The organism is Aequorivita marina, from assembly GCF_031631895.2.
Taxonomy (GTDB): Bacteria; Bacteroidota; Bacteroidia; order Flavobacteriales; family Flavobacteriaceae; genus Aequorivita; species Aequorivita marina.
This window is the reverse complement of sequence record NZ_JAVMBW020000007.1, coordinates 7,501-24,140: the sequence shown is the minus strand read 5'-3', so window position 1 is coordinate 24,140 and position 16,640 is coordinate 7,501. Positions and strand designations below refer to the sequence as shown.

Here is a 16,640-nt window from a genome sequence, read left to right as displayed (position 1 = left end):
TCAACAATAGTAAGCTTTTAGAATATCATTAAAATATAACACCTTGCTATTGAGATTCCAATAAAGGATAAACATTTTAAAAATATGTATAACGAAATTAACCAAATTATCAGGCTCTTACAATTCTAGTCGTATGTCGTTAGTCATTATAGCGAAGCGGTCGTACATCTTTGTCGGACACTAATGAGTTACAATCTATAAATTTACGAAAAATAGCCTATTCAAAACACGCTTCAAGTCTTAGCGCCTGCAAAATAGACTTAGTCTAAATTTCTTCAGAAAAATAATCGGAAGTTATAATTTGGATTCCTAAATGAGCCATTTCTTTCTTTTGTGCCTCAAAAGCCTCACCATCTAATGCTTGTGATGCGTCTTCAATAAAAAAGCAAGCGAAGCCTTCTTTAAAAGCATCCATGGCCGAATAATAAACACAGATATCTGCAGCTAGCCCACAAAAAAACACTTGCGATGCACCTTTTTCCTTTAAATAGCCTGTTAAGCCCGTAGCTTTTAAATGTCCATTGTCATAAAATGCACTATAACTATCTATATTACAATCTGTCCCCTTCCTAAAAATGGTTTCCCATGAATGGGTGTTTAAGTTGGTATGAAACTCAGCTCCTTCTGTTTCTTGTACGCAATGGTCTGGCCATAAAGTTTGCTTTTGACCTTGGACTTCAATCTCATCAAAAGTAGATTTTCCATCGTGATTAGAGGCAAAGCTCACATGGTTTTGCGGATGCCAGTCTTGGGAGGCTACAACCAGATCAAATTTATCCTGTATGCGATTAATCACCGGCACAATTTTATCGCCATTTGGCACTGCTAGTGTGCCTCCAGGCATAAAATCGTTTTGAACATCTATAACAACTAGTGTTTTCATAATTTAAGATTTGTGTGCAGCAATTAAACTGTCGCGCTGCGATTTAAGCTTTTCACTGAGCCCAATTTTATAAATATGTGGATTTTGGAAACGCTTATATTCCCCGGGCAATAGTTTAAGTTGCGATTTGGTGTAGGCAGCTATTTCAGCAATACTCCGCTTTGGGGTGGTTCGCTTTCCATTTTCCATAACCGTTTTTAGCAAAGGTTCCTGGGTAAAATTGTGTAGATCTAGGCTTTTATTAGAATCGTAAGCATGAAACATACGGCTAATTTTTTCTTCGGAAGCCAATCCTATGGCATCAGCGCCATAAAACATTCCATTTTCATCAAAAACCCGATAAACTTGCTTTTTAGAAGGCAGGGAAACCTTGATAATATTTTCTGAAAGTTTAATTCGCGGCTCGCCATTGTATTCTGAAAGCTTATAAACGCCATCTATGGCTGCATCCGGTTTTCCAGTTACCAGGTTCGTACCCACGCCATAAACATCTATCGGCGCACTTTGCTCGTTCAAACTTTTGATAACATATTCATCCAATTGATTGGAAGCCACAATTTTAACATAATCCAAGCCTGCATCGTCCAGTATTTTTCGAGATTTTTTAGCCAGATACGCCAAATCTCCACTATCTAATCGAATTCCGAAAAGCTTATCGCCGCGCTCCTCCATTTCCTTTGCCACTTTAATAGCATTGGGAATACCACTTTTAAGCGTATTATAAGTATCTACTAACAGCACGCAATTTATTGGTCTATATTGAGCAAAATCGCGAAAGGCCTGAAGTTCGTCTCCATAACTCTGAATAAAAGAATGCGCCATGGTTCCCGAGCACGGAATATCAAAGTCTTCGGCTGCCTTAACATTGCTCGTACTGTTAAAACCACCAATGGCAGCGGCGCGCGTAGCAAAATACCCTCCAGTGGCATGGGCTCGGCGCAGCCCCATATCTAGCAAAAATTTATCGCCTGCACTGTGGCGCACCCGGTTTGCCTTTGTAGCAATTAAAGTTTGAAAGTTAAGAATATTCAACAAAAGCGTCTCCACAATCTGTACTTCCAAAATGGAGCCTTCTACTTGTAAAATAGGACGATTCGGAAAAACAATATCTCCTTCCATAACTGAAGTAATTGTTCCGTGAAACTCAAATTTCCGAAGATAATCTAAGAAGTCACTTTCAAACCCGTGACTTTTTAAATATGCAACGTCGGCATCTGTAAATTTTAAATCTTCAATAATATCCAGCACATTGTCCAGCCCCGCAAAGATGGTGTAGCCACCTTTAAAAGGATTGGTTCTAAAGTAATAATCAAAGACCGCGCTACCTTTTGGTTTGGTTTTAAAGTAAACCTGAGCCATTGTTAATTGGTACAAATCGGTGTATGAGGCAGATATATTTTGCATAAAATAAAGGGCTAAAGTTTATAATCAATAAGAGTTTGTAAAAACTTGTTGTGCATGGCATCGGTATAGTCTAAATGGGTAACAATGCGCAGTTTTCCTTGCCCCATAGTACTAATTTTAATGTCTTGTTTTTGTAAATCGCTTAGGAATTTTTCTTCTGAAACATCTTCCGAAAGGTAAAAGATAACAATATTGGTCTCGGTTGGCTCCACCATTTTCACGTAAGACTGTTTTGCTAAGGTTGAAGCAATTTCCGCAGCTTTTTTGTGGTCTTCGGCCAATCGTTCTAAATGATGATCTAAGGCATATACTCCCGCAGCAGCCATAAAGCCAATTTGCCGCATTCCGCCGCCCAACACTTTACGAACTCGCATTGCTTTTTCCATAATTTTTTGGTTGCCAATCAAAACACTGCCCATTGGCGTACCCAAGCCTTTGCTTAAACATACCGAAATTGTATCAAAAATTTTACCGTAGTCCTTTGGGTCTTCATTATTGGCCACAAGTGCATTCCAAATCCGTGCACCGTCCAAATGAAGGCCCAAGTCGTGGGTGTCGCAAACCTTACGAATCTTCTTAATTTCAGAAAAATCATAGCAAGCGCCGCCTCCTTTATTGGTTGTGTTTTCAAGACAAACCAAGCGCGTTAGGGGGCTGTGGTAAAAATCGGGGGGATTAATGCTTTCTTCCACTTGTTTAGCGGTAATCATTCCTCTATTTCCGTCAACCAAGCTACAGGAAACCCCGCTGTTAAAAGAAACTCCGCCTCCTTCATAGTTATAAACATGCGCCCATTTATCGGCAATAAGCTGTTCCCCCGGCTGCGTATGCAGTTTTATCGCGGCTTGGTTTGCCATGCTTCCCGATGGAAAAAACAGCGCAGTGTCCATACCAAACATAGCGGCAAGTTTCGCTTCCAATTTATTTGTGGTTGTATCTTCTTTGTAAACATCATCCCCTACTTCAGCATTCACAATTGCTTGCATCATTTCTTGCGTAGGCCGCGTTACCGTATCACTTCTTAAATCAATATTCATTTCTATCCTTAATTTTCGCGAATAAACCGGCCTCTGTTTTCAAAATTATCTATAAACTTCGTAATATCTTTATCAAGCGAAGTCAATTCAAGACCCTTGTTATAGCCGGCATTTTCGTTTTTATATTTTGAACTTGTGTTCAGATCCAGTTCGGTAAAGCTTTTTTCAAAAGATTTCCCGTTCAAACTAAAATAGTATTCCTTCGTGCAAGATTTAACTGCCATGTTAGCAAATTCATCTTGTTCAGACTTTTCATTTTTATAGGGCTTAACCTCCTGTGAATAAAGCTCGTCACTATTCGATTTTAAAAACTTCAGTATTTTTTGGCCGTTGATAGTAATTGGCTTAAAGCTTCCGCAGTTATCAAACTTCTGGACCTTAATAACATCGCCTTCTTCTTGCCAAAAAACATACACCGAATAATAAGTAGCTTTTGAAGTGCAAAAACTTCCATCGGGCATAGTAAACATTTGTACGTTGCCTTCGCAGTAATCCTTTCGAGAAAAAAACATAGCATTTCCCTGTAGTTTTAGACCCGCTATTTTTTGGGCAACAAGATCCGTTACATAAGCTTCATCGTTTTGAGCTACAAGTATTTGTGAAGTAATTAATATAAGAACTAAAAGTAATTTTTTCATAAAGACGAATTTTTTCGCTTTGGAACCGTTTTAAAAACTATAAAATTAGCTGAAATTTATCTTTTGGCTCACGAAGTTAATAGTATTTTTGCTCAGAAACTATTCTGAAACAACGGTTTTAAAATAGTAAACTTTAACTTCCAAATAAAATTTGGCATTAATATGACTTCAACAGACCAAATAAAAGACCTTAAGGTGCGGTTAGATGCTTTAAGGCGCTATCTTTGACATTGCCGGAAAGCGCATAGAGATTACCAACGACGAAGAAAAAACATTCGACCCCAATTTTTGGAACAATTCCCGAGAAGCCGAGGCTTTTATGAAGGTTTTACGAAATAAAAAGAAATGGGTAGAAGATTATGAACGCGCACAGACCCTAACCGAGGAAGCCGAAATCTTACTTGAGTTTCAAAAGGATGGCGAAGGCACTCCAGAACAGGTAAACGCAGCCTTTGGTAAAGCCGAAGATGCCGTAGAGTCATTGGAGTTTAAAAATATGTTGGGCGAAGAAGGTGACGATATGAGCGCAGTTCTGCAGATTACAGCAGGCGCTGGGGGAACGGAAAGCTGCGACTGGGCCCAGATGCTGATGCGAATGTACCTTATGTGGGCAGAAAAGCACGGGTTTAAAGTAAAAGAACTCAACTTTCAATCTGGAGATGTTGCCGGTATAAAAACCGTTACCTTAGAGATTGATGGCGAATATGCTTTTGGCTGGTTAAAAAGTGAAAATGGCGTGCATAGATTGGTGCGTATTTCACCATTTGACAGTAATGCCAAGCGCCACACCAGCTTTGTGAGCGTTTATGTGTACCCCTTGGTAGATGACAGCATTGAGATTGAAATTAACCCAGCCGACATTTCATGGGACTTTGCACGAAGCGGCGGGGCTGGAGGCCAAAACGTGAATAAAGTTGAAACCAAGGCAATTCTTACCCACGAGCCTAGTGGAATTGTTATTCATAATAGCGAAACGCGAAGCCAGTTGGAAAACCGGGAAAAGGCCATGCAGATGTTAAAATCCCAGTTATACGAAATTGAGCTGCGGAAACGACTCGCCCAACGTGCCGAAATTGAAGACAACAAAATGGCTATTGAATGGGGCTCACAAATACGCAATTACGTGCTACACCCTTATCATCTTGTGAAAGACGTACGTACCAATCATGAAACCGGAAATACCGATGCCGTTTTAGACGGTGATATAGACGCGTTTTTAAAAGCCTATTTGATGATGACCGGACAGAAGGAAGAAAGTGACGAATTGTAAAAATTAAATTGTATTTTATAATAAAAAAGTGATGAGAAAAATTTTAGTTATAGTATTGGCTTTAGCCACGGGTATTAGTTGCTCAAGTGACGATGAAGTAATAGACAACGTAGGAGGCGCGCCAAATGCCATTGATGATGCCGTTTCTACCGAGATGGATTTTCCGGTGGTCATTGATGTTTTGTCAAACGATGCCGCAGGAGATAATCCGCTAGATCAAACTTCGGTGCGCATAGAAAAGGAAGCTACCAACGGTACCACCAGTATAAATTCTGACAATGGCGAGATAACGTACCTTCCTGACGCTCAGTTTTCGGGCACCGATACATTTAGATATAAGGTATGCGATACTGGCGACCCCCAACGCTGCGATACGGCAACAGTAACCGTAACCGTCACAGATTTTGGAGGCGGTGGCGATTTATAATAAAAATGAACTCCTTTGAACTTCTAAATCTAGGCAGATATGTTTCTTTTTAAATAAAGCCTTCATTTCATTTGGGTTATATTCAAGCTTATCAAAATTAAATCGCTCCGGAGCTGCTGGTGATTTCAATTATTGATCTACTGCGGAATACTCCGAAGGAATTTACCCATAATAACCAAACACAAACCTTATGTAGTGTTGAGGTGCAATTACCTGTTTAAATTGTTATAAACCGTCAGCAACTCAATATGACCACAATCTTGGGTTTGTAAAATCAACAACTTGATGCCCTTCAATTTGGCATGGTTTAAAGTTGTTAACTACCTTTCAAAACCCCCGCCAAATCCTTATATTTGCATTTCTTAAAAATTTAATTTTTCATTCCTAAAATATATTCTTCATGACAAAGACTTCCAAAATTATATACACTAAAACAGATGAGTCGCCAGCTTTGGCAACCCATTCTTTTTTACCTATTGTAAAGGCTTTTACCGCCCCTGCCGATATTAAGCTTGAAAGTCGCGATATTTCATTGGCTGCACGGATTTTGGCAGTTTTTCCAGAAGCCCTTTCCGAAGAACAGCGCGTAAATGACGATTTAAAGGAACTGGGTGAATTAGCTAAGAAACCCGAAGCAAACATCATCAAACTACCTAACATCAGTGCTTCCGTACCGCAATTAAACGAAGCCATTGAAGAGCTTCAAAAGAAAGGTTTTCCAATTCCAGACTATCCGGTTGAGCCTGAAAACGACAAGGAGAAGGAAATTAAAACAAAATACGATAAGGTTAAAGGTAGTGCGGTAAACCCAGTGCTTCGTGAAGGTAACAGTGACCGCCGTGCTCCAAAAGCCGTAAAAAATTACGCAAAAAAGAACCCACACCGAATGGGTGAATGGAGCAGTGATAGCAAAAGCCATGTTTCTACAATGGACCACGGCGACTTCTTTCACAACGAAAAGTCGCTAAGCCTTGCTGCTGACGATTCCTTAAACATCGTTTTGGTAAAGAAAGATGGTAGCAAAACAAATCTTAAAGAAAATCTTAAGGTTTTAAAGGGAGAAATTATTGATGCTACAGTACTGAGCAAAAAAGCCTTGGTTTCATTCCTTGAAGAACAAGTAAAAGATGCAGCTGATAAAAAAGTACTCTTTTCGGTTCACCTAAAGGCTACTATGATGAAGGTGAGCGACCCTATTATATTTGGGTATGCCGTAAAAGTATATTTTGAAGAGCTGTTTGAAAAATATGCAGACACTTTTGAAGAACTTGGAGTAGATGCCAATAACGGTTTAGGCGATCTAGAAAACAAGCTTTCAGACTTATCTGCCGAAAAAAGAAACGAAATTCTTTCAGACATTCAGGCAATTATCGATAAAAACCCAGACCTCGCTATGGTAAATAGCGACAAGGGGATTACAAACCTTCACGTGCCTAGTGACGTTATTATTGACGCCTCTATGCCAGCAATGATCCGTAATTCTGGCCAAATGTGGGGGCCAGATGGAAAAAGCCACGATACAAAAGCGGTTATTCCAGATAGTAGCTATGCCGGGGTTTACGAACAAACAATTGCGTTTTGTAAAAAACACGGCGCCTTTGATCCTACAACTATGGGTACCGTGCCAAACGTTGGTCTAATGGCCCAAAAAGCTGAAGAATACGGTAGCCATGATAAAACCTTTGAGATTTCGGCAGATGGAAAGGTAGAAGTTTTAGATGCTTCAGGAAAAGTAGTTCTTGAACACGATGTTGAAAAAGGTGATATTTGGAGAATGTGCCAAGTAAAAGACCTACCTATTCAAGATTGGGTAAAGCTTGCCGTTGAAAGAGCGCGTGCAACAGGAGTTCCAGCCGTATTTTGGTTAGATGAAAACCGTGCCCACGATGCCGAATTAATCAAGAAAGTAAATCAGTACCTACCCGAGCACGACACAAAAGGGCTAGACATTAAAATTCTTTCTCCTGAAAAAGCGACTGAATATACTTTAGAGCGCGTAAAGGCAGGAAAAGATACTATTTCGGTAACCGGGAATGTGTTGCGCGATTACCTAACAGACCTCTTCCCTATTTTGGAATTGGGCACGAGTGCAAAAATGCTCTCTATCGTTCCTTTGATGAAAGGCGGTGGCCTGTTTGAAACCGGAGCCGGTGGTTCCGCTCCAAAACACGTTGAACAGTTTATTGAAGAAAACCATTTACGTTGGGATTCCTTGGGCGAATTTTTGGCCTTGGCTGTTTCCTTAGAACACTTGGGTACAAAATACAATAATCCAAAAGCAATTGTTCTGGCAGATGCGCTAGACATTGCAACCGAAAAATACCTTGACAACAGTAAATCGCCATCGCGCCACACCAAAGAAATTGACAACCGTGGTAGTCATTTTTACTTGGCTATGTATTGGGCAATGGCACTCGCTGAACAAGATACAGACCAGGAGCTTAAAAAGGCCTTTACTCCAATTGCTGAAAAGCTAACTGAGAATGAAGACCAGATTAACAAAGAGCTGATTGATGCCCAAGGCCATAAAATGGATATTGGTGGATATTACGAACCTACCGAAAAACTGGTTTCTGAGGCAATGCGCCCTAGTAACACCTTAAACGGTATTCTCGCAAACCTATCGGCAGAGGCTGAATTAAACTAAGTATTATAACCTTAAAAAAACCTTCAGTATGTGCTGGAGGTTTTTTTTATCCTAAAAACTCGCCTTTGAAGAACATTCTTCTTTTTTTACTCCTTTTAGCCAGTGTTTCGGTTTTTTCGCAAGAAAAGTTTACCCTTAGCGGAACCATTTCTGAAGCAGATACGGGAGAAACTCTTTTTGGGGTAAACGTAATTATCCCGGCCTTGGAAACAGGTACGGTTACCAATCAATATGGGTATTATTCAATCACACTTCCAAAGGGTGATTATGAAGTGTATTACAGCAGTATTGGTTTTGCAACCCAAAACGTACAGGTTTCACTTTCCGAAGATACAAAGCAAAATCTAGCCTTAACTACAGATACCGAAAGCTTAGACGAGGTGGTTCTAAAAGCAGATGGCGAGAAACTCAATATCAGGAGTTCGCAGATGAGCGTCAATACACTCTCTGCAAGCACCATAAAAAAAATACCCGTAGTTTTAGGCGAAGCAGATGTTATTAAGTCCATCACGCTTTTGCCGGGTGTTACCAGCGCGGGCGAAGGTGCAAGTGGATTTAACGTACGTGGCGGAGCGGCAGATCAAAATTTAATTTTATTAGATGAAGCTACGCTCTATAATTCCTCACATTTATTTGGCTTCTTTTCGGTTTTTAACCCAGATGCCATCAAAGACCTAACGCTTTATAAAGGTGGAATACCAGCGCGCTATGGCGGCCGTATTTCCTCTGTGTTAGATATTTATCAAAAAGATGGAAATAAAAGAGAATATCACGCCAGCGGCGGCATTGGTTTAGTGGCGAGCCGTTTACTGTTAGAAGGCCCTATTCAGAAAGACAAAGCATCGTTTTTAATTGGCGGAAGAAGCAGTTATGCACATTTATTTCTGCCCCTTTTTGACAATGACAACATTGCTTACTTTTACGATCTAAACACCAAGCTCAGTTATAACATCAATGCCAATAATAGGCTGTACCTCTCGGGTTATTTTGGAAGAGACGTTTTTGAAATCTCTGATACTTTTGCAAATAACTTCGGAAATACAACCCTCAACCTACGATGGAATCACCTGTTTACCGATAGGCTATTCTCAAACCTTTCCTTAATCTACTCCGACTATTATTACGGTTTAGAACTGAAATTTGTAGAATTTGATTTTGATAGTGGCATTCGCAACTTCAATTTAAAATACGATTTTACGCATTACATTGCAGACAATATTGACTTGCGCTACGGAATAAACAGCATCTATTACAAATTTAATCCCGGCAGCGTAACCCCAACAACGGAAGAGTCTGGTGTTAATCCTTTTAAACTAACCGATAAATACGCTTGGGAAAATGCGGCCTATTTAGATGCCGAAATAGAGGTTTCAGATAAAATATCAATTCAGGCGGGGCTTCGGCTATCCACTTTTAACCGGTTGGGGCAAGACGAATTATTTGCATACCAAAATGATAACCCCATTCTTTACGATCCCAATTTAGATATTTACAAAAAGGCAAAGCCTATAGACACGCTTTCCTTTGATAGAAGTGAAACCATTTCATCTTTTGCCAATTTGGAGCCTCGATTTGCGGTTTCCTATTTACTAAATGACGATGCTTCAATAAAGGCCAGCTACAACCGAATGGCGCAATACGTGCATTTAATTAGCAATACCACCTCTCCCACTCCTTTCGATATTTATGCCCCAAGTGGAAAGTATATTGATCCACAATTGGCAGATCAAGTAGCACTGGGATATTTTAGAAACTTCCCCAATTACTCTTTGGAAGTGGAGACGTTTTATAAAAAGGTAAAAAACAGACTGGATTATGTTGACGATGCCGATTTAATAGCCAACAATGCCGTGGAGCAGATTCTACTAAAAGGCGAAGCACGTGCCTACGGGCTGGAAGTGCTCTTTAGAAAAAACACCGGGAAACTACAAGGCTGGATTGCTTATACCCTATCTAAAAGTGAACAGCGCACCCCTGGAAGAACCGAGCTGGAAACAGGAATCAACAATGGCGCCTGGTACAATTCTCCTTGGGATAAAACGCATGATATTTCGGTAACTGGGCAATACGAACTTTCACAAAAATGGTCGTTTGGTGCCAATTTTATCTTTCAAACGGGGCAGCCAACCACCTACCCCATCGGGCAATATAGATACAATGGTTTAGTAGTTCCCGTTTATGAAGCCCGTAACAGCAGCCGTTTGTCGGCGTTTCATCGTCTAGACCTTTCCGCTACTTGGACTCCCAAACCCGAAAGTAAAAAACGCTGGCAAGGAGAATGGGTTTTTAGTATTTACAACGCCTATAACCGCAAAAATGCTGCTTCTATTTCGTTTCGGGAAAATACAGACATTCGTCAAAATGAAGCGGTACGCCTTTCTATATTCGGAATAATTCCGTCGGTAACCTACAACTTTAAATTTTAAGCTATGAAAAAGTTATTTCTATTGATTTTCTGCCTTGGAATTCTAGGTTCATGTCAAGATGTAATTGATGTTGACCTAAACGAAGCCCCGCCAAAACTTGTTGTGGAAGCCAACATGAATATTTGGGAAGACGGAGCTTCAGTTGCTTCGGTTCGGCTAACAACTACGGCGGCTTTTTTTGACAATAATGTTCCCGATGTAACCGATGCGCTAGTCAGCCTAAAAGCTGAAAATGGCACGGTATATTCGTTCACTTATACCGAAAACGGTTTTTATGTAAGTGATTTTTCGCCACAACCCAACACAGATTATACGCTAACGATAAATTATAAGGAGGAGCGTTATACCGCAACAGAGCAGTTATATTCCGTTGTTCCGTTAGATTTTGTACAACAGCGTAACGATGGCGGATTTTCTGGGGAAGACATTGAGTTAAAAGCATTTTTTAACGACCCAGCAGGGGAAGACAATTTTTATTTTTTTGAAGGACTTTCAACTAGAGGCGATGTTCTGGACGTTTACAGCGATGAATTTTTTGATGGAAACAGAATTTTCGGCTATTACTTGGTAGAAGATTTAGCACCGGGTGATGAAATTGAATTTAATTTATACGGCATCAACGAGGCCTATCACAACTTTATGTTTGTACTTTTACAACAAACTGGAGGCCAAGGTGGCGGTCCATTTGAAACCCAACCCGCAACGGTACGCGGTAATATTATAAACGAAACAGATCCTGATAATTTTCCGCTGGGTTACTTTAGAATTTCAGAAGTATCAACACTTAGATATACAGTTGAGTAATGCTGAAGTATTATCTTTTGTTTTAGCACAGGAACCGACAAAAGTGGCTACGGACTTTTTTTATAAATTTACACCATGACATTTCATAAAACCACCGAATCTGAATCAAAATACAACCATCTGGAGAAGATGCCTGTTTCAGAATTGCTTGAAAACATCAATAAGGAAGATAAGACCGTTGCCTATTCGGTGGAAAAATCGCTTCCGCAGATTGAAAACCTCACCTTAAAAGTAGTAGAAGTATTAAAAGCCGGGGGAAGGCTGTTTTACATAGGCGCTGGCACAAGCGGCCGGCTAGGAATTGTTGACGCCAGTGAATGTCCACCAACATTCGGGGTAGCTCATGATCTAGTCATCGCCTTAATCGCTGGTGGAGATGGCGCCATTAGAACCGCCGTAGAATTTGCAGAAGATTCCGAAGAACAAGGCGTTAAAGATCTGCAAAAAGAAGGTATCACAAAAAACGATATTGTAATCGGGATTGCTGCCTCGGGTACAACGCCCTATGTTATTGGCGCCTTAAAATATTGCAATGGCAACAATATTCCAACGGGTTGTATTACTTGTAATGCGGGAAGTCCTTTGGCTACAACCGCAATACTGCCAATTGTTGTAACCGTAGGACCCGAATTTGTAACTGGTAGCTCACGAATGAAAGCCGGCACCGCTCAAAAATTAGTTCTTAATATGATTTCAACTGCTGCAATGATCCAGTTGGGAAGAGTAAAAGGAAACAAAATGGTTGATATGCAGCTCAGCAATAACAAGCTCGTTGACCGCGGTGTGCGAATGATAATGACTGAGTTGAATATTTCGGAAGATGAAGCACAGACGCTTTTAGCAAAACATAAAACCGTCCGCAACGTTATAACTCATAATTCATAACTCATAACTCATAACTTAATAAAATGGGGAAAGGCCACACAGATCTCGACTTACTAAAAACAGGAATAAAGTTCTTAGCTTTTGCGGTGCCATTACTTTTTTTAGGTCCGTACTTACTTACGCTCTCCTTTCTAAACAAGGAGACTTTTATGTTTTATGTGTTTCTCCCTTTCGGCATACTAGCCGGAGCTGGAGCCATCTTTCTTTGTTTTAAAGGAATAAATACAATTATCAAAGCAATTTTTAATTAGATGTATTTTTTTGGACACAGTCCAGAGCCAGCGCAAAATTAATACGATAGTAATTAAGCAGAAAAGTAAGGTTCGCACTTAAATAAACAAGTTTACGCTATCATTTAAAAAACAAACCGCTCTTAAAAACGGCTTGTCTAAAGTTGGTTTAATGAGGGTTATGGGGTTGTGCACTTGTTTGCCATGGGAGGAATTGTTAGCGGTGTTGACCACAGGCTATCTCATCGTGACTTTATAGGTCAATGGAACTTTGCATAAGTTCGTTAACTGTCCATTTAATATTAATAATTTTCCGTTGTCAGTTTCATCATCATAATCGTAAAGTCTATAAATATAATAGTTCTCCTTTTCTACCAAACTTCTTTCCAATTCATTTCTTGTAATATAAAAAGTTGAGTTTACTGCACCTTTTGTTGTCTTTACTTCGATGTATTTCTTATTGCCATTTTCGTCAAATGACAAGATATCAAAACCAGCTCCGTCGCCAAGATTCTTGGCTGTATGTTCAACTTTACTTGCCAAACTTGGTTTTCCAGAATTTCTTAATTTTTCCTTTTCATAATGTACAACCCAAATCTCTCCTAAATCGCCAATTCTTTTGTTTTCAATATTATTTTGAACATGATTTATTGTTCTTGGTTTAAAATCTATGCCAGTTTCAATAACTTCAATGCCAGTAGTCGAAGATTGACTCAACTCTAAAGTTCCGTTTGACTTCTCTTTACTTGTAATTTCTTTTATTTCTAAATGACGAACAACTGCATAAACGAAATCTTGGGTTAGAATTTTTAAATTCTTATCATAATAGCAGTCATCATCGATTCTCTCTTTGTGCAATTTAATTAGTTCTTGGTCATTTTCAAGTTCGTGCTTTATTAATTCGCAGAGGCTTTGAAATTGAACAATATTCTCATAACTACCTTTTTTTGGTTCATAATGATAATTTATGATCTCCGCGAACGATTTAAACATCCCGTATTTATAAAAGAAATATCTTTCTGGAAATCTTAAAGTTAAATATACAACGACCGCTCGTTGACCTTGATAATCATTTTTACCGTCAAAATTATTCTCGTTTAGTGTTTTAAAGTCCGCTCTAAAAGTTTTAACTCTCTCGGTTAAATCAATTTCTTCATTGAATAAATTTTTGAACATTCCACGTACTACTTCTGGCGATTGCTCCGCATTTTCACAAACCATTCGGTAAGGAAAAGTATTGTAACTATCTAAAAGATTTGCAGTTTTGCTCAATGAAATCTCAAGCATTTTTGCAAAATCAGGCGAATCAATATTCCAATTAGCCTGGAATTGTTTGACCGCTTTCCACTTATAAAGTTCTTGTGAATTTATTCGGTCAAATTCGTCTTTGTATTCCTGAATGTAGGATTTAACTATTAGTTTGTTCATTACTTAATTCTTATTTAGCTTCTGGGTAATTGTATCGGCTATGCGTAGTGCGGGATTGAAAGCACATAACTTTCAAACCCGCACGTAGCCAATTCGTTTATTCAATATTTCAAATTTTCCATCAATCGTCATAGACGAATTGGCGGTGTTGCAACAACGAACCGCAGTACAAAAAACTGCTGAAACCCGCATTACATATGACACTTTGTTAACGGCTGGGTTTTATTGATTTTCTTTTTGTAATCTTTTCGCTTCTGCAATGTCAATTTTTGCTTTATGTCCATATTTTTCCAGTAAATACAGAAGATTTGCACCATTCATTAATGTCATTGGTTTATCCTTTGCAAATTCGTAAGCATCCGGACCATAGTCTGCTGTCGTAACCAAAATGCCTTTCGTTGCACCTTCGTTCATTACTGTCCCGTACAAATCTCTGACAGCGGAAACACCAACGGTATTTGTATATCTTTTGGCTTGAATCACTATTTTTCCTCCTCGAATCGGGTCTGGGTCAAATGCGATAGCGTCAACACCTCCGTCACGACTAGCTCGTGTAACTTTTACCTCTCCACCGTTAGAACTAAATTCTTTTTCAAAGACTTCTCGGATTAGATGTTCAAAATCTTCCCAATCCATAGCCGCAATATTGGAACTATCGTCTAATGTATCTGCAAAATCGTACGAGGATACTAACCTTTTATCGTCTCTGTTAATTAGAACTATTGGTTTAATTGCAGTTATCCCGCTCAATTTACTACTACCAACTCCTTTAAGATTTTTAAAACAAGCTTTAGGCTCAATTTGAGATAAGTTAATATCATTGAACTCATCCTTTTTTGCTTGAATAGATACAATGCAATTGTTCTCCATTTTACCAGTAGCTTTGTTGACTGCTTTTACTCTACCATTAAAAACTATTAGCTCAATCGCATTTGCTTGGTCTGCCTCGAATAATTCATGCAATGTTCTTAAAGTGATATTATAGATTAAAGTATCATATTTTTTTGCAACTTGGGTTGCTGAAATATGATATTCTTTCACCTCTTTCTTAGTTGCAATATATTTTACCTCTTTAAGGGTTGGATATAGTTCTGGTGCGGGCAAAACATATTCAACAAGCAATAATTTACTTTGCTTATTATAATCCAATTCAAAGTCCTTAGACATAAAGTCCGGGTATTGAGAGTTGTTTAAGACTAGTTCACAATATTGAATTACAGATTCCGGGTGATGTTCAGAATATTGGGATTTCAATTTCTCAATCTCTAAATTGCTTCTCTGTTGTGCAGCATAAAAATCAATTTCACTTTGTTTCCAATCTTTCTCTAATTTTTCAAATTTTGTTCTGGTTCTTTTCTTCTTGTTTTCATAGGTTTTAAAAGAATTTTTATAACTCAATTCAATTTTGTTGTTTGCTTCCTCAACCTCAGTTTTTACTTTTTCCCAAATTGCGTTTTCAGTCTGAAACTGTTGGTTAGCTTGCTTCTTTTTTTTCTCAGCTAATGAATTAAAGAGTTTATCAATGATTGAAAGTTTAGGTTGAAAATCTTTAATTAATGGCTCTTTGGGTATTGTATTTGAGGGAGATTTTAAGGGGACTTTAATCTTTTCTAATTCATTTTCCAAATCGTTTATCGGGTTTGGAGTTTTGAACTTCTTTTTATCCATTAAAGTTTCCCAATCAATTGTATCATCAATATCAAGAGTATGCAGCAATACATTTTCAATTTGTTCTTGCTCTTGTTCTGCATCCGTAGTTCTTTCATTAGCAAGATTTAGGCTAGCTTCCTTTTCTTCTTGCAGTTTCTTTTTTTCTAAACTTTTTGCCCATTGAGTATCCCATTTATGAAATTGTTCTTCAACTTTCATGTCAAGGATATATGATTTTAGGTCTTTTATGACTCTAAAGGTTTTTAAGCCTAAATGTTGAATTTCGGCGATGTATCGTGTATCATAACTACGAGTGTATTCTTCATATTCATCAACTTCATGTAGTTCTTCAAAAGATTTTTTCATAGTTTAAATTTATGTTAGTGATTTCGTTCAACCTTGCCGTTAACGGTTAGTATATGGCTCGTTGCGTGTAGAAAAGCACTATCTTTTTCGTTTAAGCACCTAGCCAAATTTTTTAATTTTCTTTTTATCTTAATTTTCTAAAAAGCCAAATTTAAAAATTTGGCGACCTTGAAAAAATGCCTGAACCATTGGGTTTAGCACTTACTTGCCCTATTTTTTTTATGCATTGTTGTGCCTCGTTCTTTACCTCAGATGATTAGGTCTAAGATTAATTCTTTCAGTGTTTTAGTGTCGCTATTTATTGTGCCCTGCATATATCTTTCATAAACCTCTTTATTGTCAGGTGGATTCAAGTTTAAATCTATTTCTTTATCTAAAGCTAGCATTCTAATAAACTCTCTTTGTGCTCTACCATTTCCATCTCTAAAAGGATGTAAATAATTTATATTGTCTAAAATATGGGCTAGGTTTTCAGCAATTTTATCTTTATCGTCTCTATTTATCCTCTTAAAATCCGATATTAATCCATCAATAAAACGAAAAGC

Annotated in this window: 14 protein-coding genes (1 of these 14 running past the window's edge); 7 read left to right on the top strand and 7 right to left on the bottom strand. The window is 38.5% G+C overall.

Annotation, left to right across the window (positions count from 1 at the left end; translation table 11 throughout):
- Positions 1-265: 265 nt before the first annotated feature.
- From pncA to QPK98_RS09505, 4 genes are read right to left on the bottom strand one after another with little or no spacing between them, the layout of a single operon-like run.
- Entirely contained in the window at positions 266-883 is a 618-nt protein-coding gene (pncA, locus tag QPK98_RS09520) for a bifunctional nicotinamidase/pyrazinamidase (protein WP_310993024.1), read from the bottom strand.
- 3 nt (positions 884-886) lie between these two features.
- The gene (locus QPK98_RS09515; RefSeq protein WP_310993023.1) at positions 887-2,287 is read right to left on the bottom strand and encodes a nicotinate phosphoribosyltransferase; all 1,401 of its coding nucleotides are present in this window, start codon (positions 2,285-2,287) and stop codon (positions 887-889) included.
- A gap of 11 nt (positions 2,288-2,298) precedes the next feature.
- Positions 2,299-3,324, bottom strand: a complete 1,026-nt coding sequence (locus QPK98_RS09510) for a threonine aldolase family protein (RefSeq protein WP_310993022.1) — start codon at positions 3,322-3,324, stop codon at positions 2,299-2,301.
- 8 nt (positions 3,325-3,332) lie between these two features.
- A complete protein-coding gene (locus QPK98_RS09505) occupies positions 3,333-3,962 on the bottom strand; it encodes a hypothetical protein (RefSeq protein ID WP_310993021.1) in 630 nt (209 codons plus the stop codon).
- Positions 3,963-4,124: 162 nt separating this feature from the next.
- On the opposite strand from QPK98_RS09505, the gene prfB reads away from it, so the two are divergent.
- The 7 genes from prfB to QPK98_RS09470 all read left to right on the top strand — a co-directional run bounded on the left by prfB (position 4,125) and on the right by QPK98_RS09470 (position 12,672).
- Positions 4,125-5,232, top strand: a protein-coding gene (prfB, locus tag QPK98_RS09500) for a peptide chain release factor 2 (protein WP_310993020.1) whose coding sequence is annotated in 2 segments (ribosomal slippage) — positions 4,125-4,187 and positions 4,189-5,232 — 1,107 coding nt in all. Because the reading frame shifts where the segments join, the coding sequence is not laid out codon by codon here.
- A 31-nt stretch (positions 5,233-5,263) separates the two neighbouring features.
- The gene (locus QPK98_RS09495; RefSeq protein WP_310993019.1) at positions 5,264-5,659 is read left to right on the top strand and encodes an Ig-like domain-containing protein; all 396 of its coding nucleotides are present in this window, start codon (positions 5,264-5,266) and stop codon (positions 5,657-5,659) included.
- A gap of 400 nt (positions 5,660-6,059) precedes the next feature.
- The gene (locus QPK98_RS09490; protein ID WP_310993018.1) at positions 6,060-8,306 is read left to right on the top strand and encodes an NADP-dependent isocitrate dehydrogenase; all 2,247 of its coding nucleotides are present in this window, start codon (positions 6,060-6,062) and stop codon (positions 8,304-8,306) included.
- A 65-nt stretch (positions 8,307-8,371) separates the two neighbouring features.
- Positions 8,372-10,732 (top strand): TonB-dependent receptor, encoded by a 2,361-nt coding sequence (locus tag QPK98_RS09485; RefSeq protein WP_310993017.1) that lies wholly within the window; start codon positions 8,372-8,374, stop codon positions 10,730-10,732.
- A gap of 3 nt (positions 10,733-10,735) precedes the next feature.
- On the top strand, positions 10,736-11,536 hold the full coding sequence (locus tag QPK98_RS09480) for a DUF4249 domain-containing protein (RefSeq protein WP_310993016.1): 801 nt from the start codon (positions 10,736-10,738) through the stop codon (positions 11,534-11,536).
- Between the two features lie 75 nt (positions 11,537-11,611).
- On the top strand, positions 11,612-12,421 hold the full coding sequence (gene murQ, locus QPK98_RS09475) for an N-acetylmuramic acid 6-phosphate etherase (protein ID WP_310993015.1): 810 nt from the start codon (positions 11,612-11,614) through the stop codon (positions 12,419-12,421).
- Between the two features lie 23 nt (positions 12,422-12,444).
- Positions 12,445-12,672, top strand: a complete 228-nt coding sequence (locus QPK98_RS09470) for a DUF6095 family protein (protein ID WP_310993014.1) — start codon at positions 12,445-12,447, stop codon at positions 12,670-12,672.
- 216 nt (positions 12,673-12,888) lie between these two features.
- Here QPK98_RS09470 and QPK98_RS09465 read toward each other — a convergent pair whose 3' ends face one another.
- The 3 genes from QPK98_RS09465 to QPK98_RS09455 form a co-directional block, all read right to left on the bottom strand.
- Complete coding sequence (locus QPK98_RS09465) at positions 12,889-14,079, bottom strand: protein NO VEIN domain-containing protein (RefSeq protein WP_310993013.1); 1,191 nt, start codon at positions 14,077-14,079, stop codon at positions 12,889-12,891.
- 222 nt (positions 14,080-14,301) lie between these two features.
- Positions 14,302-16,095, bottom strand: a complete 1,794-nt coding sequence (locus tag QPK98_RS09460) for a restriction endonuclease (protein ID WP_310993012.1) — start codon at positions 16,093-16,095, stop codon at positions 14,302-14,304.
- A 248-nt stretch (positions 16,096-16,343) separates the two neighbouring features.
- Positions 16,344-16,640, bottom strand: the 3' end of a protein-coding gene (locus tag QPK98_RS09455) for a Fic/DOC family protein (RefSeq protein ID WP_310993011.1). It continues 300 nt past the right edge of the window; the window shows 297 of its 597 coding nt (coding positions 301-597); its start codon lies beyond the right edge, outside the window; it ends in the stop codon at positions 16,344-16,346.